The following is a 21,951-nucleotide window of genomic DNA, read 5'->3' as shown; positions in this document are numbered from 1 at the left end:
CCCGGCCGGGACGCCTCGCGGTCGGCGACGCGCCGGGCTCACCCGCGTGACGTCCCGCCCTGGGGCCGGACGGTGAGGACGAGCTTGCCCCGCAGGTGACCGGCGTCGAGCAGCCGGTGCGCGTCGGCGACCCGCTCGAACGGGAACGTCTCCTCCACATGGACCCTGAGCCTGCCCTGTTCGACGAGGTCGACGAGAGCGCGCAGGGCGACCGGATCGGGGTCCACCGCGATGCCGCTGAAGCGCATGCCGGCCGCCTCGTACCTGGCGACGAGCCGCAGGTCCTCCTCGGCGACCGCCGTCACCAGGTGACCGCCGGGCCTGAGCACGGCGAGCGACCGCTCGACGGCGTCGCCGCCGATCGTGTCGAGCACGACGTCGATGCCGCGGACCGCCTCGGCGAAGTCGACCGCCGTGTAGTCGATCACCTCGTCGGCGCCGAACCCCTCCACGAACTCCCGCTTGCTCCCGGCGGCGGTCGTGATCACATGCGCGCCGAGCGCTTTCGCGATCTGGATCGCGACATGACCGACCCCGCCGCCACCGCCGTGGACCAGGACGCGGTCGCCCTCGCGCACACCGGCGAGGTCGACGAGCCCCTGCCACGCCGTCAGCCCGACGACCGGCAGCGCCGACGCCTCGATGTGCGAGAGCGATGCCGGCTTGCGCTCCAGGTGCAGCGCGGGCGCCGACACGACCTCGGCGTACGCGCTCGCCGCCCGCGGGAACAGCGGCATCCCGAACACCTCGTCGCCGGGCCTGAACCGGTCCGTCCGCGCCTCCTCGACCACGCCGCTGACGTCCCAGCCGAGGATGAAGGGCGGCTGACCGAGCAACGGGAACTCACCGGAGCGCAGCCGCCCCTCCAGCGGGTTGAGACCGATCGCCTCGACACGTACGAGGACCTCGGTGGGCAGCGCCCGTGGCTCGGGCACGTCCACGACGGTGAGCACCTCGGGACCGCCGAACGTCTGCTGCGTGATGGCTCGCATGACTCTCCTGGCTCTGGAAAAAAGGGGGAGAGACCCAGGCTAGATATCCGACGGGAACCAGCAGGTACCTTAGGCGCCATGAGCGGATTCGGTCCCGGCGGTCCCTTCCTCGCCGACTGCCCGGCACGTCTGACGGTCGAACTCCTCGCCGACAAGTGGACGGCGGTCGTGCTCTACGGCCTCAGCAGAGGCCCGGTGCGGCACGGCGAGCTGATCGAGCTGATCGGCGGCATCTCCCGCAAGATGCTCACCCAGACCCTGCGACGCCTGGAGGCACACGGACTCGTCAGCCGCCACGCGTACGCCGAGGTCCCACCCCGCGTCGAATACGAACTGACCCCGCTCGGCGCGAGCCTCATCGACCCGATCCACACCCTGACCGAGTGGGCGAGAGAGAACGCCGACGCGGTACTCGACGCACTCGACACCACCCCGGAGCCGAACGGGCACGGAGACTGAGGCGCGCAGTGTCTTCTCCGCGGCCGTCTGTCCCGGCGGGTTCCCACGACCGTTGAGCCGGCGTCCGGAACCCGTCAGAAGGGCAGGCCCCGCAGGTCCACAGCGGAGGCCAGGTGCGTCCGGCCGTTCAGATCGTAGAACATCGCGTCCAGAGACCGGGCCCGCCCGCCGTCGGGCTGTTCGGCGGTGACGGGCACGGAGAGGCGGCTCCACCCCATCTGTACGTAGAACGGGACCAGTTCGGGGCGGGGAAGCAGAACGACCGTCTCGGCGCCGCCAGTTCGGGCGTGCTCGACCGCGACGCTGACCATGGTCCGGTCGAGGCTGCGGTCTCGATACGCGGAGTGCGTCCGCACCTCTCCCAACCCGGCGGCGCGGCGCGGCACTCCGTCGAAGGCCATGTCCCGCAACAGCCATTCCACGGAGGCGACCGGTCGGCCGTCGGAGACCGCGGTGAGGGTGTGCCGATCGTCCGCTCGGACGAGACGGAGTTCGCCACCGTCTCCGAGGTGTCCGGGGGAGCGGGGCGCGTCCGGTCGGACCGTGGCATCGGGCTCGAACCGGTAGCGCAGACACTCCAGGCCACTTGACTGGACGGTCCCGTCCGCGCGGGCTCCCAGACGGCGCAGCAGCGCGATCGAGGCCGCGTTTGCCGGCAGGACGAACGCGAGGACGGCGGGGAGGCCGAGCCGGCCGAACGCCAGGTCCAGGCACGCGCGGCCGGCCTCACCCGCGATCCCGCGACCCTGGGCACGCGGGTGCAGCGCGAAACCCAGGTCGACTCCGTGTTCGGGCCGATTGCGCAGTCCCACCCGGCCGAGGAACGAGCGCGTCGCGGCCTCCCTGACCGCGAAGTCGCCGTACCCGTGCCGTGCCCAGTGAGCGACGTGGTCGGCACACATGGCTTCGGCCGCGGACCGACTGTCCGCCCGGCCGGTCGCCAGCCATCTCATGACGCTGTCCTGGCTGACCACGGTCTCGAAGAGATCGTCGCTGTCCTCGCGGTGGATCGGCTCCAACACAAGCCGTCGGGTACGCAGAACGGGTCCGCTCGACCAGGACACTCAGCAGCTCCTCTCGCCCAAGAACCCGAGGAGCCTACCCGCGGAGTCCCCGGAGCGCGGGGCGCGCCCGGCTCACCTCATGCCGTTGGGGTCGCCGTGAGGACCAGGGCCGCCTGGTCGTCGTCGACCTCTGTGCCGAGGGTGAACTCCCGTACCGCCTCGGTGAGGACGGCGATGACGTCCCGCGCGGTGTGTCCGGTGCCGATTCCGGCGTCCAGGGCCGCCGCGAGGCGTTCCTCGCCGAACTGGTCGCGGCCTCCGTCGCGGGCCTCGATGATGCCGTCGGTGTACAGGAGCAGGCTCTCCGACGGCGCGAGCCGCAGCCGCCGGGTGGGCAGGTGCGGGTCGGCGGCGATGCCGAGCAGGGCGCCGTCCAGTTCGACGGGCCGCACCGGGCCGGCTCCGTCGATGAGCAGGGGAAGGGTGTGCCCGGCCCGGACGAGGTCGATGTCGAGGCCGCCGGAGTCCACCGGGGTGAGATGGCCGTAGACGAGGGTGACGAACCCGGTTCCGTGGTCCTGGGGCCGGTCCAGGAGGGCCTGGTTGACGGCGTGCACGACGGCCTCGGGGCCCGGCAGCAGCGGCGCGACGGCGCGGGCGGTGTGGCGGACCAGGGCCGTGGTGGTGGCCGCGATCGCGCCGCGCCCGCAGACGTCGCCGAGCATGAACGCCCAGCCGCCGTCCCGGAGCGGGAAGACGTCGTAGAAGTCGCCGCCGATGTCGAGGCCCTCGCCCGCCGGGTGGTAGTGGACGGCCGCCTCGGCGCCGGGCAGCTCGGGCACCCGGGGCAGCAGCAGCCCGGCCTGGAGGTCGCGGGCCAGGGCGACCCGCTGCGTGTACTGGCGGGCGTTGAGCACGGCGAGGGCCGCGCGGCGGGCGAGTTCCTCGGCCAGGGCGACGGCGTGGCCGTCGAAGACGTGCTCGCCGGTGGAGAGCAGGGTCAGCGTGCCGAAGGCGCGACCGCGGTCCAGCAGCGGCAGGCACAGGTATCCGGTGACCCCGAGGTCGTGCCACGGCCCTGGGCCGGTGGGCGTGCGGCGGGCCACCTCGCTCAGACCGGAGGCGAGGACCCGCGCGACCGCGTCGTCGTCGGCGTCGTACAGCGGGATGTGCGAGGCGAGCAGGGTCTCCTCGTCCCGGGTGGGCGCGGCGGTGGCGACCCGGCGGACCCGGCCCGCCTCCACGATGTCGACGGCGCTGAGCGGGGCGAGGGCGGGCACGCACGCGGTGGCCAGCCGCCGCAGAGTCTGGGTGTGGTCGAGGTCGGAGGAGAGCGCCGTACTGGCCCTGAGCAGGAACGCGAGGTCCTTGCGGGCGGCCGCCTCCTTCGCCTCCGCGGCGAGCCTCGCCCGCTCGGCCTGGTGGCGTTCGACGGCGAGGGCGGCCGTGTCGGCGAAGACCCGGGACAGGGCGAGGTCGGACTCCTGCGGGGTGCGCGGGACCCGGTGGTACATGGCGAAGGTGCCGAGCAGCGACCCGTCCCGCGCCAGGATCGGCGTGGACCAGCAGGCCGCCAACCCGGCCCGGTCGGCCAGCTCGCGGAAGTCGTCCCAGAAGGGGTCGGTGGCGATGTCGTCGACGATGACCATCTGTCTGCGGTGCGCCGCCGTGCCGCACGAGCCGACGCCCTCGCCCGCCGCGATGCCGTCGATGGCCTGGTTGTAGAAGGACGGCAGGCTCGGCGCCGCGCCGTGCCGCAGATGCCGTCCGTCGCTGTCGGCGAGCAGCACGGAGGCGAGGATCTCGTAGGGCGCGAGTTCCTCGATGACCCGGACCATGCCGTCCAGCACCTGGTCGAGCGGTGCCTGGCGGGCGATCTGCTCCAGCAGCGCGCGGTGTTCGGCGGTGAGCCGCTGGGCGTGCTTGACCTGGGTGGTCTCCACGCCGATGACGCGTACGCCGGTGACGTTGCCGCCGGCGTCGAACCGGGGTTCGTAGGTGAAGTCGAAGAACGCCTCCCGGACGGCGGGAGGGGTGCCGAGCAGGACCCGGGCGTCGCGTCCGGTGTGCGTCCTGCCGGTGCGGAACGCCGCGTCGAGCAGCGTCATCAGCTCATGACCGGCCAGTTCGGGCACGAGATCCGCGAGCGGTACGCCCGTGCGGACCCGGTCGCCGCCGCCGATCGCGGTGAAGAACGCCGGGTTGGCGGCCTCCACCAGGTGCGCGGGCCCGGCCAGGGACGCGAACACGGCCGTCGACTGGCCGAACAGGGACCGGATGTCCAGCTCCGCCTCGGCCGGGCCGGTGCCGGACTCGACGGGCCGGTGAGGATGCTGCCCAGGAACGACGGTCATCGTCCTTCCACCTGCCTCTCACGTGCCGCGGGTGCCGAGGACGGAATGTCCCCGGTCGGGGGGTGCAGCGTGTCGGCGAGTGCCCGTTGGGCCGTCGCGAAGACGCCGATGGCCTGGTCGAGTCCGGTCAAACCGAAGACCCGGGCCACCGAACCGGGAACGGCCGCCAGCCGCAGCACGCCGCCGCGCGCGGACAGCCGCTGGTGGATCGTCACCAGGGTGCTGATGCCGGTGGAGTCGCAGAAGTCGAGGTCGGCGCAGTCGATCACCAGCAGCGGCTGGAGGCGCGGCCCGGCGAGCGCCGCGTCCGCCGCCTCCGCCAACTGCACCGCGCTGTGGTGGTCCAGCTCACCGCGCAGCGCGAACACGGTGGCCCGTGCCATCGGCCGGACCTTCACCGAGAACACCGTCGGTCACCTTCGCTCCTGATCCGTACCGTCACGACATCGATCATAAGGACGGCGCCCGCGGAGCGGACGACCGCGTCCCCGCACCGGGCGACCGCCCGTGCGCGGCCCGCCCCGCCCGCCGCCCCGCGACCGGGACGACAGGCCCTAGCCTTCCCCCTGTGACGGATGTGACGCACGAGGGTGACGCGGGGCCGCAGGCGAGGGCACCGGGGATGCGGTGCGGGACGTTCAACGTGCTCCACGGGCGCGCCCTGCGCGGCGACGGCCGGCCCGTCCCGTTCGCCCCCGGTGACCCCCGGGCGCCGCTCGCCACCGCAGTCGCCGCCCTCGACGCCGATCTGCTCGCCCTCCAGGAGGTGGACCGCTACCAGGACCGGTCAGGGCTGGTCGATCAGGCGGCCGTGGCCGCCGCCGCGATGGACGCCGTCGACTGGCGGTACGCCTCCGCCGTCCACGGCCGGACCGTACCGGGGCGGGGCTGGGTGCCTGACCCCGAGGTGCCCGGCGCCCGCCTCTACGGGCCCGGTGACGTCGCGGGGGCCGCCGGCGCCGCGCCCTCGCTCGGGATCGCCCTACTGTCCCGGCGTCCGGTGCGCGCCTGGCGGGTGCTGCGCCTGGCGCCCGCCCCGGTGCCGCTGCCGCTGCGGGTCGCCGGGCGGGCCGGCCTCGTGCTGAGCCGGGACCAGGCGCGGGCGGCCGTCGCGGCCGTGGTGGAGGGCGAGCGCGGGGCGTTCACCGCCGTGGCGCTGCACCTGTCCTTCGTGCCCGGCTGGAACGCGCGCCAACTGCGCGCCGTCCGGCGGTGGATCGTCGACCTGCCCAGGCCGTGGCTGCTGCTCGGGGACTGCAACCTGGTCGGCCCGCTGCCGAGAGCGGTCCTCAACGGGCCGCTCGGCGGCGAATGGGCCGATCTCGCCCGGACCCCGACCTACCCCGCCCACCGGCCAGCCGTGCAGTTCGACCACCTCCTCGCCGCGGGCGTCGGCGAGGCGGCGGTCGGCGCGGTGTGCGCGCCGCGCACCGGGATATCGGACCATCGGCCACTGCTGGCCGAACTGCCGCTGTGACGCGGTCAGCGCTCCAGGCCGCCGTCCGCCGGCTCTCTCATAAGGTGCGGCCTTCCTCCCGGCGACGGCGCCGCCTGACCCGGATGCCGTGTCGCGCGAGAATGCCTGGCGCCCCCCGCGTCGCCGCCCGGTGCGGGGGCGCCCGGCGCCGAACGGTCAGGATCCGAGAAGCGCGCGGCCGGTGGGCCCGGTTAGCGTGGCGGGCATGGACATCAGCATCCACGCGAGCTTCCTGCCGCACGACGGACCGGAGGCGGCCCTCGTCTTCTACCGGGACGTCCTCGGCTTCGAGGTCCGCGGCGACGCCGGGCACGCCGGCATGCGCTGGCTCACCGTCGGCCCGCCGGGCCGCCCGGAGACGTCCATCGTCCTGCATCCGGCGATCGCCGACCCCGGCCTCACCGACGAGGAGCGCAGGACCATCGTCGAGATGATGGCCAAAGGCACCTTCGCCATGGTCCTCTTGGCCACCGACGACATCGACGCCGCCTTCGACCTGCTCGCGGCCCGCGGCGCCGACGTCGTGCAGGAACCCACCGACCAGCCCTACGGGGTGCGCGACTGCGCCTTCCGCGACCCGGCGGGCAATCTGATCCGCCTCCAGGAACGCTCCTGAGCCGTCCGCCCCACCGCCGGACCAGAGAATCGTTCCGCCCGACCGATGGAGACACCATGAGCAAGGCCTCGCGGAGGGACGCGCCCGCGTCCGAGGCACACCTCGCCGACAGCCACGACCTGATCCGGGTGCACGGCGCGCGCGAGAACAACCTGAAGGACGTCAGCGTCGAACTGCCCAAGCGCAGGCTGACCGTCTTCACCGGCGTCTCGGGGTCAGGCAAGAGCTCCCTGGTGTTCGACACCATCGCCGCCGAGTCGCAGCGGCTCATCAACGAGACCTACAGCGCCTTCGTGCAGGGCTTCATGCCGACCCTGGCCAGGCCGGAGGTCGACGTCCTCGAAGGACTGACCACCGCCATCACCGTCGACCAGCAGCGGATGGGCGCCGACCCGCGCTCCACCGTCGGCACCGCCACCGACGCCAACGCGATGCTGCGCATCCTCTTCAGCCGGCTCGGCGACCCGCACCTCGGGCCGCCCGGGGCCTTCGCCTTCAACGTCCCCTCGGTCCGGGCCAGCGGCGCCATCACCGTCGAGCGGGGCGCGAAGAAGGCCGTCAAGGCCACCTTCTCGCGCACCGGCGGCATGTGCCCGCGCTGCGAGGGCCGCGGCACGGTCACCGACCTCGACCTCACCCAGCTCTACGACGACTCCCTCGCACTGTCCGAGGGCGCGCTCTCCGTCCCCGGGTACAAGGCGGGCGGCTGGAGCTACCGCCTCTACAGCGAGTCCGGCTTCTACGACCCGGACAAGCCGATCAAGAAGTTCACCCGGCGGGAACTCCACGACTTCCTCCACCACGAGCCGGTCCGGATGAAGATCGCGGGCATCAACCAGACCTACGAGGGTCTGATCCCGCGTATCCAGAAGTCGATGCTCGCCAAGGACCGGGAGGGGATGCAGCCGCACATCCGCGAGTTCGTGGACCGCGCCGTCACTTTCACCACCTGCCCCGACTGCGAGGGCACCCGCCTCTCCGAGGGCGCCCGCTCCTCGAAGATCGCCGGCATCAACATCGCCGACGCCTGCGCGATGCAGATCAGCGACCTGGCCGCCTGGGTGCGCGGCCTCGACGAGCCGTCGGTCGCGCCGCTGCTCACCGCGTTGCGGCTGACCCTGGAGTCGTTCGTCGACATCGGCCTCGGCTACCTCGCCCTCGACCGGCCCGCGGGCACCCTGTCGGGCGGCGAGGCGCAGCGCGTCAAGATGATCCGGCACCTCGGCTCCTCCCTCACCGACACCACCTACGTCTTCGACGAACCCACCGTCGGACTCCACCCGCACGACATCCGGCGGATGAACGAGCTGCTGCTCGACCTGCGCGACAAGGGCAACACCGTGCTCGTCGTGGAGCACAAGCCGGAGACCATCGCGATCGCCGACCACGTCGTCGACCTCGGACCCGGCGCGGGCGCCGCGGGCGGCACCGTCTGCTTCGAGGGCACCGTCGAACAGCTGCGGGCCTCCGGCACCACCACGGGACGCCACCTCGACGACCGGGTCGCGCTCAAGGACTCCGTCCGCGAGCCCACCGGCACGCTGAAGATCCGCGGCGCGAACGCCAACAACCTGCGGGACGTCGACGTCGACCTCCCGCTCGGAGTGCTCACCGTCGTCACCGGCGTGGCCGGGTCGGGCAAGAGCTCCCTCGTCCACGGCTCGATCCCGGCCGAGGACGGCGTCGTCTCCGTCGACCAGAGCCCCATCCGCGGCTCCCGGCGCAGCAACCCGGCCACCTACACCGGACTCCTCGAACCGATCCGCAAGGCGTTCGCCAAGGCCAACGGCGTCAAACCGGCCCTGTTCAGCGCCAACTCCGAGGGCGCCTGCCCCACCTGCAACGGCGCCGGCGTCGTCTTCACCGACCTCGGCATGATGGCCGGTGTCTCCTCCACCTGCGAGGAGTGCGAGGGCAAGCGGTACCAGGCGTCGGTCCTCGAGTACCGGCTCGGCGGCCGGGACATCAGCGAGGTCCTCGCGATGCCGGTGACGGAGGCGACGGAGTTCTTCGGCTCGGGAGAGGCGGCCACCCCCGCTGCCCACCGCATCCTGGAACGCCTCACCGACGTCGGGCTCGGCTACCTCAGCCTCGGCCAGCCGCTCACCACCCTCTCCGGCGGCGAGCGCCAGCGGCTGAAGCTCGCAACCCACCTGGGCGACAAGGGCGGGGTGTACGTCCTCGACGAGCCGACGACCGGCCTCCACCTCGCCGACGTCGCGCAACTCCTCGCGCTGCTCGACCGGTTGGTGGACGCGGGCAAGTCCGTCATCGTCATCGAGCACCACCAGGCGGTCATGGCCCACGCCGACTGGATCATCGACCTCGGACCGGGCGCGGGCCACGACGGCGGCACGATCGTCTTCGAGGGGACCCCGGCGGAACTGGTCGCGGACCGCTCGACACTCACCGGGGAGCATCTGGCGGAGTACGTCGGCGGCTGAGGGGCGGGGTCAGGGCGGGGGCCGAGCTGGGCTGGGGCGGGCGGGGCAGGGCTGGGCCGACGGTCCGCTGGTGCGGGTCAGGGGCCGAGCGCGGCTGTCGCACCCGCATCTCGTACCGGTATCTCGTACCCGCCTTCCGCACCCACCTCTCGTACCCGCCTTCCGCACCGGCGTTCCGTACCCGGCCCGCTCCCGTGGTTTGGCGCGCCCCGGTGCGGCAACCCGGAGACCGTGACCTCGTCGACATCCCAGCAGGAGCTGTTCCGGTACCTGGAAGACCGCTTCGGCTGCGCGCAGGCGTGCAGCGACTGCGCTCGGGCGTGCGCCGTGCGCGCCGGGCTGCTCGGCCCGGAGGGCAACGGCGAGCAGGAACGGGTGCGCCGCAAGGGGGTCATGTGCGCCGAGGTGTGCGACGCGACCTGTGTGGTGCTGTCCGAGCAGAACAGTCTCGACGAGGCAGGGACGCGGGTGCAGTTGGAGTGGTGCAGGAGCGTCTGCCTGGAGACGGCGGAGATCCTCGACGGACAGCCGGGTGCCACGAAGGCCGCCCAGGCGTGCCGCGCCTGCGCCCAGGCGTGCGCCGACTTCGGCGCCCTGCTGACCGTGATGTGACGCGAGGTGATGTCACGTCACTTCACGTGTCAGCACGGGTCGGCAGCTGTGCGGGGACCGGCAGGACGGACCGGGCCGTCTCGCGGCGGCCCGCGTGAACCGCGATCGGCTCGCGGCGGGTGGAACGGACCGGACCGTCTCGGCGTGAGGGCGGACAAGGGGATAGCCGTTCGACGGCCGAGGCGGATCGGGTCGTCTCGCGCCGTCTGAGGGGAAGTAGCCCCGGACGCGGCCGAGGGGAAGCGGCTCCGGACGCACCCGGCCGACCCCTCGCGGCTGTCGGGCGGTGGCCGAGGCCGCGCCGAGCGGACCCGGCCGACCCCGAGAGGTGGCCGCCGTAGCCGCAGCGGTCGCGGTGGCCGTCGTGCTCAAGGTGATCCGTCCAGGGGGCGGCCCATCCGGACGTTCCAGCGCCCGGCCCTGCCGGAGAGTTCCACGGCCGCCAGCGGTGCGACGTCGGCGCGCCAGAACGCCGACTCCGGTGCCCCCAAGGCCCGTACGATCGCCGCCCTCGCCACGTCAGGCTCCACCACGGCGACGACCCGGCCCGCCTCCCGCGCGGCGGACTCCAGCCAACGCGCCACCCGGTCGCACAGCGCCCGCACCGACTCCCCGCCGTGCGGCGCCTGCTGAGGGTCCGTCAGCCAGCGGGCCAGCTCCGCCGGTTCCCGCTCGGTCACCTCGGCCAGCGTCAGACCGCGCCAACGCCCCGCGTCGCATCCCGCCAACTCCGGTACGGGCACGGCGTCGAGGCCGAGCGCCTCGGCCGTCTCGCGGCAGCGCGCGCCTGGTGAGGCCAGGACCCGGTCCGCCGCGGGCAGGGTGCCGGCCGCCGCGCGGGCCGCTCGCGCGCCCGCCGGATCGAGCGGGCAGCGGCCGTCGTCGAACCGCGCCTCCCGCAGGGCCGCACTGATCGCGGGCGTGATCAACGTCAACCGGGTCGTCATGTGGGCGCTCCGCCTCCCGTCCGTGGTCGGGCCACTCTAAGCGGGCCGCGCCGCCGCATCGGCATTCCCAATTTCTGGAACACGTTCTACGGTGTGCGCCGTCAGGACCGCTCCCGGGAGCCTGGAGGCGCCGTGCATCTCGACCACACGCCCGAGCAGCAGCGGCTGCGCACCGAACTGCGCGCCTACTTCGCCGATCTGGTGCCCGACGACCCCGACGCCCGCTTCCGCGACGCGCTCGGCCAGAAGCGCTTCTACCGGGAGACCATCCGCAGGCTGGGCAGCGACGGCTGGCTCGGCGTCGGCTGGCCCGAGGAGTACGGCGGCCGCGGACTGACGGCGATGGAGCAGTTCATCTTCTTCGACGAGGCCGCCCAGGCCGGCGTCCCGCTGCCGCTGATGGCGCTGAACACCGTCGGCCCGACGATCATGCGGTTCGGCACCGACGAGCAGAAGGAGTACTTCCTGCCGCGGGTCCTCTCCGGTGAGATCGACTTCGCGATCGGCTACAGCGAGCCCGCCGCCGGCACCGACCTGGCCGCCCTCACCACCCGCGCGGTCCGCGACGGCGACACCTACGTCGTCAACGGCCAGAAGATCTGGACCACCAACGGGGACACCGCCGACTGGGTCTGGCTCGCCACCCGCACCGACCCCGAGGCGCCGCCCCACCGGGGCATCACCATGCTGCTGGTGCCGACCTCCGACCCCGGCTACTCCTGCACCCTCATCAACACCCTCGCCTCGCACGACACCACCGCCAGCTACTACGAGAACATCCGGGTCCCCGTCTCCCGCCGGGTCGGCGCCGAGAACCAGGGCTGGCGGCTGATCACCAACCAGCTCAACCACGAGCGCGTCACCCTCGCCGCGCACGGCACCATGGCGATCCGCGCCCTGCACGACGTCCAGCGCTGGGCCAGGGAGACCAAGCTCGCCGACGGCCGCAGGGTCGTCGACCTGCCCTGGGTGCGCAGGCTGCTGGCCCGCACCCACACCCGCCTCGACGCCCTCAAGCTCCTCAACTGGCAGATGGTCAACGCCGTCCAGGACGGCACCCTCACCCCGCAGGACGCCTCCGCCGTCAAGGTGTACGGCTCCGAGGCCCGCAGGGACGCCTACGCGGCGCTGATGGAGATCGTCGGCGCGGCCGGCGCCCTGAAGGACGGCTCGGCGGGCGCGGTCCTCCACGGCGAGCTGGAACGCGGCTACCGCTCGGCCGTCATCTTCACCTTCGGCGGCGGCAACAACGAGATCCAGCGTGAGATCATCTCGTGGATCGGGCTGGGGATGCCCCGGGTGCGGCGATAGCGCGCGTGTGACGAAGCCTTTTAGTTGGCACAAAAGCGGGATAGTTGGCACTGGCTGCCGGCCAGGCGACGAAGCTTCCGTGTGACTCAGCAGGCTAACTGTCGTGTCAGCACGGAATCCGTTGTCTGCGATCGGCCCCGACTAGGCTCACCTCCATGTCCGAGCCAACCCCTGACCCTCGCCTGCAGTCCTTGATCAACCAGCTCCGGCCGGAGGTTGTGAGAACGGTGAAGGTCATCGGATTCGACGGAGCGGACGTCCTGGTGCAGCTCGTGGATGCCGAAGGAGAAGCGACCGAGATCGGTCGGATTCCTCTGCACGAAGCGTCGATGCGTCGGATCGAGCATCCATCCGAGCTGTTTGAGGTCGGCCAGGAGATCGATGCCGAGGAAATCGGGCGTTGGCGCGAAGGGCAGCTTCACCTCTCCGCCAGGGCGTGCGAGACCCCGGCCCTGCGGTCCTTCCTCCTCGCGCTCGAACGCGGGCAGGTCGTCACCGGGACGGTCGCCGAGGTTCACAACTTCGGGGTCTTCGTTCACGTCGACGGCGAACCCGAGGGCCTGTGCACCGGCTTTATTCGGGTGCCGGACCTGACGTGGGGCTGGATCAACCACCCCTCCGAGACAGTCGGAGCCGGCCAGCGGATCACCGCTGAGGTGATCATCGCCGAGACGCGCTCCGGACAGGTCACGCTCTCCTTGAAGGCTCTGCAGGAAGATCCACTCATTCGGTTCGCGGATCAGGCCGGCCGAATCCTCACCGGGCCGATCACCAATATCGTTCCCTTTGGCGTGTTCGTGCAGCTTGCCCCTGACGTTGTCGGGTTCCTGCATCTCTCTGAGCTGACTGACGAGCCGACCGAGACTCCGGATCAGCTTGTCGATGAGGGCCAGCTGATCACGGTGGAGGTCGCCGAGGTCGACCTCCAGCGTCACCGGGTGCGACTCGGCGCTGTCGGCGGAGCGGACAGAACCTAGCGAATGGGCATGCTGGTGCCCGGTTCGATCTTCTCGATAAGGGCATCGCCATGCTGACAGAGGAGCCTGCGCAGGGCCGTGTAGTGGTTCAGAGCGTCGGGACGGGAGAGCTGGAACCAGGTGTCCGCCCGGCGCTCCCGCCAGACTGGGCGAACCTCCGGGGGCTGTTCGGCTTCGACGTGCCGCGGCGCGAAGAGCGGCTCGCCGCCGGTGACATAGGCCCAGACGAACGCGGACGCTTCCTGGCGTACTCGGTCGTCCAGGTTGGGGCGAACGGGCCCTGGGACGGGCCTAAGCCTGGTGATGATCTCGTTCCAGATCTCGGATGACAGGGACCAGCTTCGCAGCACCTCGCGCCGGCGCTGGTAGTTGGTGGGGTCTGTCGCGCGGTCGAGCTCCTTCGGCCAGGTCGTGCAGAGCGGCGTTGAAGGCATCCTGCCCATCTCTGAGCCACCGCAGGAGCGTGCCCGTGGCCACGAACTGGCCTCCGGCAGGGTTGATGCCGAGGAAGTCTGCGGCGTCACCCTGCGCCCTGCCAGAAGCCTGTTGGACAAGGAGGACGGCTGCGAGACGGCGTACGGACTTCGCTTCCGCGTCGATCTCTGGAGCGGTGCGAGACGCTCCTGATACCAGCGTTCCTCCAAGAACGCGGGAATGTGTTCAGGGCGGTAACCGCCCTGTCGTTCTGGGATTCTGGCTCCGCGCGGGCCGGTGCGCCGGTATGTGCGGGTCAGGGGTGCTATCGCTTGTCGCAACCTATCCGAGCATGAGGAGTGATGCCGTTCGAAGACGTGGACCCATGGGGCTCTGCTCGCGCTGCCTGGGCGGGCGGCTCGGGCGTGGTCGACGAGTTCGTGGAGATCAGGATCATCGAGCAAGCGGACGGCCGCCGTCAGCAATCCGGCCGCCGCAACGGGGTCGCTTGGGGGTCTGTCGCGAACCGGGCGGGTGCCTCCGCCAAGGGCCTTGATGTGCTTGCCCACCGAATCCTGGGAATCAGGCTCGATGTGGTCCCGACCGAGAGGCCAGGACACGCAGAGAGCGGCGGTGACCACCCGAAGATCGGTAAAACCTGACGCGGCGTCTGCTGCGGCCTGGTGGGGTTCGAGGAAGTCGAGGAGTCGCTGCTGCGTCCTGAGCATGTTCATACTCGGTCGGGCAGAACTGGTGCTCCTGAGCTGGTCCAGTCGGGTCCCGCAAGAGGGTCCTTTCCGGCCCGGACCGGCGCGTTGGACTGGATGTCGGCACTGCGCCGGGTGCAGGGCCGCGTCCGCAGGCTGGCCGACGAGGAGCGTGACCGCTCGATTGATCCAGTGGCTTCGAGGGCAGTCGTCCTGCAGAAATACCTGGTGGACCGGGCATGCGAAGGCGACGGGCAGATGCCACGCCTTCTTCCACGGGCCTCCGTGCTGTTGCTGGACGGCGGTGCCGTCGCCTGCAAGGCATCTCGGACAGTAGCGAGGATGGTCGTTGAACAACCAGTCGTCGCGCGACACCTGCGCTCCGGAACCGGGTCGCAGGCGCGCAATTGGCGGGTAGCGGTCTGACCAGGGAACAAGCGTCAGAGCAGTTGCTTCCTCCTCGCTCAGCCGGGCGGTGTGCGCGAAGGCGCGGGTGTCGAGGTCCAGCAGGAGCCTGCGGCCAAGTTGGGTTGTCGAGGGCCTGGTGCGACCGGTCAGCCGGGCCAGGCGAATCGGTGAGAGCCGGAGACGGTGAGCGAGCCGCAGCAGGTAGCCGCCGAGGGACTCGCCGGGCAGAGGATCAAGGCTCCGGGCCAGCGGTCGGTCGTGGCTGTGGAGTTCAGCCATCGGCGGCCGGCCTGTCGCCCTGGTCGTCGAAGACCGTGTTGCGCGGCCTCCTTCCCGGCTTCTTCCGCGACTGCTGTGGCGGCTTGACGTTCAGCGGGATCTCGGGGACCTCGCCCGCCTCGGGGTCGAGATCGGCGAGATTGCCCAGGCGGATCGAGGTGCGGGCCAGAAGCTCGGGTGTCAGCCGCTCCTCGCCACTGGTGATCGCCTCCGTGCAACCGTCCTCGACCAGCCGTCGAAGCAGGCCGACGATGCCGTGAGTGCGGCGGAACAGGTACTCGGGCATGCCGCCCGTGGTCAGCATGCCCTCGAAGGAGTGGAACAGCACGCCGGCAGGGAGGACGTAGCCGATACCGAGGCCGCGCTGCAGGCCGCGCTCACCCAGTACTACGGCGCCCTCATCGACCAGGTGGGCCACATCGCCGCCGCCAGCACACTGATGAGTCTCTTCGCCCTCACCGACGAGAAGGACAAAGCCACCGCGGCGCGGACCGTGCTGACCCACCGCGCTCGGTAGACAGCAGGAAGCAGCGGCGCCTGGCAAGGCCGCCCCGCAGTCCGGCGCCTACACCGACGACGTGGAGGCGGAGGGCACCCCCGAGGTAAGGACGTCAAAAGAGTCGGCTGTCCGAGCAACGACATCGGTCGGCTCCACCGGCCAAGAGGAGCGTTCGTGCAGGAAGGCGCTGAGTGTCGAGAAGTAGCCTTTGCTGAGACCTGCCTATTGCCTGACTCATGTCGGTCATGGAGCCTGAAAGGCTTGCCACGGTGGCAGGCGTTTGGGGGATGGAATGGCCCGCCCGGCAGTACGCGATGGCAGTGACCCCAAGGCCATCCGTGACACTCGTGTGTTGGTCGACTGTCTGCAGGAACTGGTGCGAGGCGCCTACCGGCCCGTCAGGAACTGTGCCAAGTATTCAGAGGCGGTGTGGTTCGGGGACGTTCCCGCAGGGCTCGTCCGCCGTTCCAAGGACGCGGACTCCCGGATCATGGTGGTCAAGCACTGTCCGCCTCTGGAAGCACCACGGCTGCCTGCGATCCTGCACGGCCGCGTGTCGGTCGAGGCCGCTGCCACTGCTGCTATGGAGCCTCCCCAGCTGATCGACGACACGTCGACCGATGGCGAACAAGCCGAAGTCCCCGCTGCCGAGAGCGAGATTCCAAAGGCGTTGGACATCGATACGTCGGAGGTGCGCAAGGCCTACGATGCCTGGGCCGGGCGATGGAGGCGGTGGGCGCAGGAAGAGCTGGCGGCCGAGCCGCAGCGTCGTCTGCATCAGCAGCTATACCGGATGGCCAAGAAGATCCAGCAGGACGGTGACACGTTCGAAGTCGTCTTGGCGGTAGGACTCTTGCAACTGGGGGCCGAGCGCGTTTCGGCTCGGGTGCGCAGGCACATCGTCACGGCCCCCGTCACGCTCACGGTTGATGCGAATTCGGTCAACATCACGGTGTCCTTGGTGCCGGGGTTGTCCGGCCGTCTGGAAGACACGGAGTTCCTCAGCGAGTCCGATGGCTACACCTCAGAGTTGCTGGGGGTCGTGCGCTCCGATGTCGATGACGTTGCCTTCCACCCGTTGTCGGACCGGGCGACGGAGGCCTTGCGCTCGTGGTCACAGCGAGCCTTCGGAGTCGAACGAACGCTTCCGTTCGATTCCGGGAGGGAGCATCCTGACCTCACTGCGGATCCGCGAACGCGCTCGCTGCATCACGCGCCGGCGCTCATCCTCCGCGAACACGGCCAGCGCTCGGTGCTGGGCTTCTTCGAAGGCATCGCCCGAGCCTTGAAACGTCCCGAAACACAAGCTCCTCTGGGGCTGGCGCAGCTGCTGTACGACCTCGAACCGGAAGAGCGTATGGCCTGGCGGAGCAGGAGCGGCTTCGTCCCTCCGGCGCTGGGCCCGGAACCGTTGTTCCCGATGGTTACGAATGCGGCCCAGATGGATGTCCTGGACAGGCTGCAGCACGACACCAGTGTGGTCGTCCAGGGACCGCCTGGGACCGGAAAGACCCACACGATCAGCAACCTGATCGCAGCTCTCCTCGCGGATGGGAAGCGAGTTCTGGTCACCAGTGAAAAGGGCCAGGCCTTGAAGGTGCTACGGGACCAGCTGCCCGCCAAGCTGCGCAGCATGTGCGTCATCCAGCGCGACCATTGGCAGGGCGGCAGTACCGATCTGCGCCAGTCGCTCGGTGCTCTGGCCCACCTGAGCGCGACCACGAATCCCGACAGACTGCAGCAGCGTATTGAGGATCAGCAGACCCAGCGGCACCAACTCATGGCGGAACAGGCAAAGTTGCGGGAGCGCCTGCGGGCGGTGCGAGAAGTCGAGTGGTACGAGCACTCTGAGATCGCGCCGGGATACCGTGGCCGGCTAGACGAGATTGTGCAGGCAGTCGAGCGCGGCACAGCTGAATATCAGTGGCTGCCGTCCCTGCCCGCGCAGCCGGAGCCGCTGCCGCCTTTGACCACGGATGAGGCTCAGCGGTTGTGGCTGTTGGTTACCATGCACGGTCCGGGAATCCTCGACGCGCACATCCATCATTGCCCCGATCCCGCCACCCTGCCGAACCCCACAGATGTCGCCGCCCGCCTCAGGGAACTGGAAGCGGCTGAGGAAGCTCTCGGCCGGGAGCCCTTCACGCCACTGGCCCAGACGCTGGCCGACCACGGCGACGCGGAACTCACGGTGCTGGAAACGCTGCTCGACCAAGCCCAACAGGCCCTGCAGAGTGTGGGCCTGTCCGCGGATCCTGCGTCATGGCACGAAGAGATGTGGTCCACTCGTGCACTTCAAGACGGCATCGCACGCCGATGGCAGCAAATGTGGGACAGCGTCCGAAACGCCTCACGGCGTGCCCAGCAGACCCAGCAGGAGGTAGCGGCCGCCTCCTTCCTCGAGGTGGAAATACCGCAGCTTTCCGAAAGCGAGGAGAAAGAGCTCCTGATCAGCGGCCGCAAGGTGGAGCAATACGTCCTGCAAGGCGGGCAGTTGAACAAGCGCTGGCCACGGCCGGCCGTTCTCAAACAAGCCCGTGTCCTGCTGGAACAGTGCCGTGTCGAAGGCACGGCTCCCGACGGCCGAGAGCGGATCGCCGCGGTGGTTCGCCATCTGGAAATGCGCGCCCATGCCCGTACACTGCGCGGCCGATGGTCAGGCGTCGGATCGACCGTCGGACAGGACACGGCCGAGTTGCTGGTATCCGAACTCCTGGACAGAGCAGCTGTCTTGCAGGCCGTCGACACGTGTGTTGAGGTCATCCGCCAAGTCCACTCAACCCTGCTGGCCAGCGGCATCCCGGCATCGGTCACCACGCCTGGCCAATGGCAGGACATTCGCCACGCCACAGCACGGGCCCGGCAGCTGCTGCAGGTCAGGACGGTAGACCGACAGCTCGACGAGCTCCTCGCCAGCCTTCCCCAGCCACAATCACACAGTGTCGGGGAGCTCCAGCACGCGGCTGATGCGGCAGCTGCCCGCGACGCGCAGGCCTACGCACTGGCCGTGGAGGCACTGGCAGCGGCGTACCAGCGCGAGGCGGACCGGCGCGAGACGGGCAAACTCTTCCAGCGCCTGAGCGAAGCCCACCCCGAGCTGGCACAGGCATTCGCTGCGGATCCCCACACGGCGCACTGGCGCGCCCGGTTCACCGCCTTGCCCCAGGCCTGGGCATGGCGGCAGGCACAAGATTTCCTTGACACGTATCTGCTTCCTGGACGTGAAGGGCAGGTGGAGGGGGAGCTGGCCCAGGTCGAAGCCCGGCTCGATGATCTGGTGGAACAACTCGTCTGTGACCGTGCGGCCTTCCACTGCATTAGCCGTATGACCACGAAGCACAAGCAAGCCCTGGCTGCCTACGCCAGCGCCATCGCCAACGCCGGCCAGGGGACAACCGAGTACGGCAAACGCCATCAACGCCACGCACGTTCAGCCATGCAAACAGCCCAGGGTGCGGTACCCGCGTGGATCATGCCGCTGAGGCAGGTAGCCGAAACGATCAGCCCGGAACCGGACTCCTTCGACGTCGTGATCGTCGACGAAGCAAGCCAGGTCGGTCTGAACGGACTGCTGCTGCTGTGGCTCGCCCCGCGGATCATCGTCGTCGGAGACGACCGCCAGTGTGCGCCCTACTACACCGGCAGCAAGCACGACCGGATCACCCAGATCTTCGACGAACGCATGGCTGCGCTCGAACCCTGGCAGCGCGAAGGCTTCGACCCCAAGTCCAACCTGTATGAACTGCTCTCATCTCGCTTCACCGAGGTGATCCGCCTCACCGAGCACTTCCGCTGCATGCCCGAGATCATCAAGTGGTCCTCGATGCAGTTCTACCCCGACAACCAGCTCGTCCTGCTACGTCAGCACGGCTCGGACCGGCTTCCCCCGCTGAAAGTGGTTCACGTGTCCGAGGGTCACTGCGAGGGACGCAGGGACAAGCTGATCAACCGGCCAGAAGCAGAAGCTGTCGCCGACCAGCTCCACCGCCTCACTCAGGACCCCGCCTACGCCGACCGCAGCATGGGCGTCATCATCCTGCGCCAAGGCGCCCAGACCCGGCTCGTACAAGATCTCGTTGACCAGCGCATCGACATGCCCGCCCGAGAACGCCACAACATCCGGATCGGCACCCCCGAAGAATTCCAAGGTGACCAACGCGACGTCATCCTGCTGTCGATGGTCGTCGACGGGGCCAACGTCATCGCCGCGACCGGCCGCCACCACGAACGACGCTTCAACGTGGCCGCCAGCCGGGCCCGCGACCAGATGTGGCTCTTCCACTCCATGACCGCCGACCAGCTCAGCAGCAAAGACCTGCGACACTCTCTGCTCACCTACATGCAAAGCCCGCCCCCGCCCTACACCCACGCCCACCAGCCGACCAACGTCAGCGCAGACCAACGCTGCAAACCCTTCGACTCGCTCTTCGAACAACGCGTCTTCCTGCACATCAAGGAACGCGGCTACGACGTGGTGCCGCAGTGGGAAGTCAACGGCAAAAGGATCGACCTCGTCGTCACCGGAGACCACGGGCGCCTCGCTGTCGAATGCGACGGAAGCCCCCACCACTCCACTAGGCAGCAGATTCACGACGACGCCGAGCGAGAGCGCGAACTGCGTCGCGCCGGCTGGACATTCTGGCGCGTACGCAGCAGCGCATTCGCGCTCTCACCGGAAGATGCCCTGGCCCCTTTGTGGAAGCGCCTGACCGACCTGGGCATCCACCCGCGCACTACGCCAGCCGGATTCTCGGATGACACCGAACCTCATGCGGCATGGACACCGGCCGGACTGGCCGAGGGCGAGCCCGACGACGAAGACCTGGACCCTTACGACGGCGAGCTCGACGACGACAGTGAGGCAGCCTGACATGGAGAACTTCGACGACAGCACACTCGACGAACTCGCCGCCATGATCTGCGGAGATGAGCCCGGCATGAAACGACGGCGTGGATGGGAGCTGGCGCTCTTCCTCCGGCGGGCCGGCTGGGAAGATGTCCCCGACCACGACGGCAGTCCACGGCAGCGCTGGATCCTGGACCTCCTGCATGAACGGAAGGAGGACGATGCCGGTGACATAGAACGTGTCGTCCTGCGACTGGCCGACCGTCGGGAGTATCAGCAACAGGCCAGCGAGTACGTCCCTGTCCTCGAACGCCTCCAGGAAGTCATGGCGCTGGAAGGTCGCCGCATCGACTACCGCAACGGCCAGCCCGTGCTCGTGCAGTACGACCCCGACGAGCCACCCCGCCTACAGCGGGTGGAACTCAAAGTAGCCATCACCGATATCGTGTCCGACTCAGATCTGGCCCGCGCAGTTCAACTGCGCCTCGATGAGGCGCACATCTGCCAGGAACACGGCGCCTACACGTCCGCGGTCATCATGCTCGGCAGCCTCCTCGAAGGCGTCCTGGTCCACGCAGCCGAAGTCAGGACCGCAGGCGTGCCCCTTCCCAAGCCGCTACGCGCCACCGGGTTACAGGATCTGGTCCAGCACGCGCACACCAATGGGTGGATCGACCAGGACGCGAAAATGGCCTCGGAGCTGCTCCGGACCTACCGCAACCTGGTCCACCCTCTCGCAGAGAAGCGAGCCAAGCACAGCGCAGACTTCGACACGGCCGATCTGTGCTGGTCGACGGTCAACGCTGTCCTCAACGACTTGGCGGCGAGTGCCCCTCAATGAGACGGCGTGAAGTGGCGCTGCAGATGTCAGCGTCCTGAGCGCTACATGTAATAGGCGCGGCGGGTGGCGATGCGAGCCTTGAGTGGGGCGTGTTTGGGGATGGAACCGACTCGATAGGTGGTGCGCAGGGTGAGGGGAGCACGTTCGTCGAGTTGGGCGTTGTTCCGGTTCATCTTGGTCAGGGCGAGGATCTTGGCGCTCCGGCGGTCAGCAGATCTGTGCCGTGCGTTGCCGGCCGGATCAGCAGTGGCTCGGGGACGTACAGGCCGGGGTAGGTCCGGAAGTACGGCACTGAGCCGCGGGTGCACAGAAGCAGGGATCGGGGGTCAAGTCGGACGCTGGTGCCGCGCAGCGGTGGGAGTTGCTGGGTGTAGTACAGGTGTGCTGCGCCGCGCCGCTGGATCCACAGCAGGTCGACGTGGTTGATGTCGCGCAGGTCGGCGGCCTCGTGGAAGCCGTCGATCTCTGCCAGGCGGCGCAGTTGGCGTTCGGAGATCTCGCGGACGAGAGCGTCGTCGAAGACGAGTTCCCTGCTGAAAGGGGAGTCGGTATTGAAACCGGGGAAAGAGCTCGTCCTTGGTGATGCCGCACCACCGCTCAGGCTTCGGAGGTACGTCGAGGTAGACCGGACTGCTGCGGGAATGCCGGTCCAAGCGGTCTGTGATGCCGGCGCGGGCCACGACGATGTCGGCGAAAGAGCGGCGGGAGAGCAGGACGCACAGGAGGCCGGTCTCCAGATGGAAGGCGGAGGCGACCTGGCGGCC

At 69.8% G+C, this 21,951-nt stretch carries 19 protein-coding genes and 1 pseudogene; 12 read left to right on the top strand and 8 right to left on the bottom strand.

The features are described 5' to 3' along the window. Positions 1-38: 38 nt before the first annotated feature. A complete protein-coding gene (locus tag DDJ31_RS02840; RefSeq protein ID WP_127181882.1) occupies positions 39-992 on the bottom strand; it encodes an NADP-dependent oxidoreductase in 954 nt (317 codons plus the stop codon). Between the two features lie 78 nt (positions 993-1,070). On the opposite strand from DDJ31_RS02840, the gene DDJ31_RS02835 reads away from it, so the two are divergent. Then, positions 1,071-1,451: a winged helix-turn-helix transcriptional regulator gene (locus tag DDJ31_RS02835; RefSeq protein WP_127181883.1), complete on the top strand. Its 381-nt coding sequence runs from the start codon at positions 1,071-1,073 to the stop codon at positions 1,449-1,451. 74 nt (positions 1,452-1,525) lie between these two features. Here DDJ31_RS02835 and DDJ31_RS02830 read toward each other — a convergent pair whose 3' ends face one another. The 3 genes from DDJ31_RS02830 to DDJ31_RS02820 form a co-directional block, all read right to left on the bottom strand. Then, on the bottom strand, positions 1,526-2,473 hold the full coding sequence (locus tag DDJ31_RS02830) for a GNAT family N-acetyltransferase (protein ID WP_164785057.1): 948 nt from the start codon (positions 2,471-2,473) through the stop codon (positions 1,526-1,528). 119 nt (positions 2,474-2,592) lie between these two features. Beyond that, a complete protein-coding gene (locus DDJ31_RS02825; protein ID WP_127181885.1) occupies positions 2,593-4,809 on the bottom strand; it encodes a SpoIIE family protein phosphatase in 2,217 nt (738 codons plus the stop codon). Beyond that, on the bottom strand, positions 4,806-5,207 hold the full coding sequence (locus tag DDJ31_RS02820; protein ID WP_276319337.1) for an STAS domain-containing protein: 402 nt from the start codon (positions 5,205-5,207) through the stop codon (positions 4,806-4,808). Before DDJ31_RS02820 ends, DDJ31_RS02825 begins: the two co-directional genes overlap by 4 nt. Before the next feature lie 170 nt (positions 5,208-5,377). On the opposite strand from DDJ31_RS02820, the gene DDJ31_RS02815 reads away from it, so the two are divergent. The 4 genes from DDJ31_RS02815 to DDJ31_RS02800 all read left to right on the top strand — a co-directional run bounded on the left by DDJ31_RS02815 (position 5,378) and on the right by DDJ31_RS02800 (position 9,958). After that, positions 5,378-6,286 carry an endonuclease/exonuclease/phosphatase family protein gene (locus DDJ31_RS02815; RefSeq protein ID WP_346656297.1) on the top strand — a complete coding sequence of 303 codons (909 nt, stop codon included), beginning with the start codon at positions 5,378-5,380 and terminating at the stop codon, positions 6,284-6,286. 205 nt (positions 6,287-6,491) lie between these two features. Then, positions 6,492-6,902 (top strand): VOC family protein, encoded by a 411-nt coding sequence (locus DDJ31_RS02810; RefSeq protein WP_127181887.1) that lies wholly within the window; start codon positions 6,492-6,494, stop codon positions 6,900-6,902. Between the two features lie 56 nt (positions 6,903-6,958). Then, a complete protein-coding gene (locus DDJ31_RS02805; protein WP_127181888.1) occupies positions 6,959-9,346 on the top strand; it encodes an ATP-binding cassette domain-containing protein in 2,388 nt (795 codons plus the stop codon). A 231-nt stretch (positions 9,347-9,577) separates the two neighbouring features. Beyond that, positions 9,578-9,958, top strand: coding sequence for a ferredoxin (locus DDJ31_RS02800; protein WP_127181889.1), 381 nt, complete (start codon positions 9,578-9,580; stop codon positions 9,956-9,958). A 368-nt stretch (positions 9,959-10,326) separates the two neighbouring features. Here DDJ31_RS02800 and DDJ31_RS02795 read toward each other — a convergent pair whose 3' ends face one another. After that, complete coding sequence (locus DDJ31_RS02795) at positions 10,327-10,905, bottom strand: histidine phosphatase family protein (protein ID WP_127181890.1); 579 nt, start codon at positions 10,903-10,905, stop codon at positions 10,327-10,329. A gap of 132 nt (positions 10,906-11,037) precedes the next feature. On the opposite strand from DDJ31_RS02795, the gene DDJ31_RS02790 reads away from it, so the two are divergent. Beyond that, positions 11,038-12,216 (top strand): acyl-CoA dehydrogenase family protein, encoded by a 1,179-nt coding sequence (locus DDJ31_RS02790; protein ID WP_127181891.1) that lies wholly within the window; start codon positions 11,038-11,040, stop codon positions 12,214-12,216. 155 nt (positions 12,217-12,371) lie between these two features. Next, positions 12,372-13,193 carry a S1 RNA-binding domain-containing protein gene (locus DDJ31_RS02785; RefSeq protein WP_240678306.1) on the top strand — a complete coding sequence of 274 codons (822 nt, stop codon included), beginning with the start codon at positions 12,372-12,374 and terminating at the stop codon, positions 13,191-13,193. On the opposite strand, the gene DDJ31_RS38865 is transcribed toward DDJ31_RS02785, so the two are convergent. Continuing rightward, positions 13,190-13,627, bottom strand: a complete 438-nt coding sequence (locus DDJ31_RS38865; RefSeq protein ID WP_240678307.1) for a hypothetical protein — start codon at positions 13,625-13,627, stop codon at positions 13,190-13,192. The two genes, DDJ31_RS02785 and DDJ31_RS38865, sit on opposite strands and share 4 nt — an antisense overlap. A gap of 342 nt (positions 13,628-13,969) precedes the next feature. On the opposite strand from DDJ31_RS38865, the gene DDJ31_RS38860 reads away from it, so the two are divergent. Further along, positions 13,970-14,269 carry a hypothetical protein gene (locus DDJ31_RS38860; RefSeq protein WP_240678308.1) on the top strand — a complete coding sequence of 100 codons (300 nt, stop codon included), beginning with the start codon at positions 13,970-13,972 and terminating at the stop codon, positions 14,267-14,269. 273 nt (positions 14,270-14,542) lie between these two features. Here the strand turns inward: DDJ31_RS38860 and DDJ31_RS39820 are convergent. After that, positions 14,543-15,001: pseudogene (locus DDJ31_RS39820) on the bottom strand (TniQ family protein); the annotation flags it as partial. Further along, a complete protein-coding gene (locus DDJ31_RS02775) occupies positions 14,994-15,329 on the bottom strand; it encodes a hypothetical protein (protein WP_240678309.1) in 336 nt (111 codons plus the stop codon). The pseudogene DDJ31_RS39820 and the gene DDJ31_RS02775, both read right to left, overlap by 8 nt. Here DDJ31_RS02775 and DDJ31_RS02770 point away from each other — a divergent pair. The 4 genes from DDJ31_RS02770 to DDJ31_RS02755 all read left to right on the top strand — a co-directional run bounded on the left by DDJ31_RS02770 (position 15,318) and on the right by DDJ31_RS02755 (position 21,770). After that, positions 15,318-15,518 (top strand): hypothetical protein, encoded by a 201-nt coding sequence (locus tag DDJ31_RS02770; protein WP_127181893.1) that lies wholly within the window; start codon positions 15,318-15,320, stop codon positions 15,516-15,518. The two genes, DDJ31_RS02775 and DDJ31_RS02770, sit on opposite strands and share 12 nt — an antisense overlap. A gap of 331 nt (positions 15,519-15,849) precedes the next feature. Beyond that, positions 15,850-20,370, top strand: a complete 4,521-nt coding sequence (locus DDJ31_RS02765; protein ID WP_240678473.1) for an AAA domain-containing protein — start codon at positions 15,850-15,852, stop codon at positions 20,368-20,370. Between the two features lies 1 nt (position 20,371). Beyond that, positions 20,372-21,187: a hypothetical protein gene (locus DDJ31_RS02760; RefSeq protein ID WP_127181895.1), complete on the top strand. Its 816-nt coding sequence runs from the start codon at positions 20,372-20,374 to the stop codon at positions 21,185-21,187. 361 nt (positions 21,188-21,548) lie between these two features. Next, entirely contained in the window at positions 21,549-21,770 is a 222-nt protein-coding gene (locus DDJ31_RS02755) for a hypothetical protein (RefSeq protein WP_164785058.1), read from the top strand. The last annotated feature ends 181 nt before the right edge of the window (positions 21,771-21,951 follow it).

This window comes from Streptomyces griseoviridis, from assembly GCF_005222485.1.
Lineage (GTDB): Bacteria > Actinomycetota > Actinomycetes > Streptomycetales > Streptomycetaceae > Streptomyces > Streptomyces hintoniae.
The sequence above is the reverse complement of the archived record's forward strand: the minus strand, read 5'-3'. Positions and strand labels throughout refer to the sequence as shown.